Below are 643 nucleotides of genomic sequence, written 5' to 3'. Positions count from 1 at the left end.
GTCCTGATTCTTGGCGTCAACGGCTTCATCGGCCACCACCTGACGCGCCGCATCCTGGAAACCACGCAGTGGGAGGTCTACGGCATGGACATGTCGTCGGACCGCCTGGGCGATCTGGTGAACCATCCGCGCATGCACTTCTCCGAGGGTGACATCACCATCAACAAGGAGTGGGTGGAGTACAACATCCGCAAGTGCGACGTGATCCTGCCGCTGGTGGCCATCGCCACGCCGGCGACGTATGTGCGCAACCCGCTGCGCGTGTTCGAACTCGATTTCGAGGCCAATCTGCCGATCGTGCGCAGTGCTGTGAAGTACGGCAAGCACCTGGTGTTCCCGTCGACCTCGGAGGTCTACGGCATGTGCGCCGACGAGGAATTCGACCCCGAGGCCTCGCCGCTGATCTACGGCCCGATCAACAAGCCGCGCTGGATCTACGCCTGCTCCAAGCAGCTGATGGACCGCGTGATCCACGCCTACGGCATGGAGCAGGGCCTGAACTACACGCTGTTCCGCCCGTTCAACTGGATCGGCGCGGGGCTGGACTCAATCTTCGAATCGAAGGAAGGGTCGTCGCGCGTGGTGACGCAGTTCCTGGGCCATATCGTGCGCGGCGAGCCGATCAAGCTGGTCGATGGCGGCG

At 63.0% G+C, this 643-nt stretch carries 1 protein-coding gene; it reads left to right on the top strand.

The window, feature by feature from the left end; genetic code table 11:
• Nucleotides 1-643: bifunctional UDP-4-keto-pentose/UDP-xylose synthase (locus AC3G88_RS29430; protein ID WP_488894495.1), on the top strand; the 643-nt coding region annotated here is incomplete at both ends.

Source organism: Cupriavidus sp. 86D6 (assembly GCF_057815095.1).
Note: the sequence above shows the minus strand (reverse complement) of the source record. Positions and strands in the feature narration are given on the sequence as shown.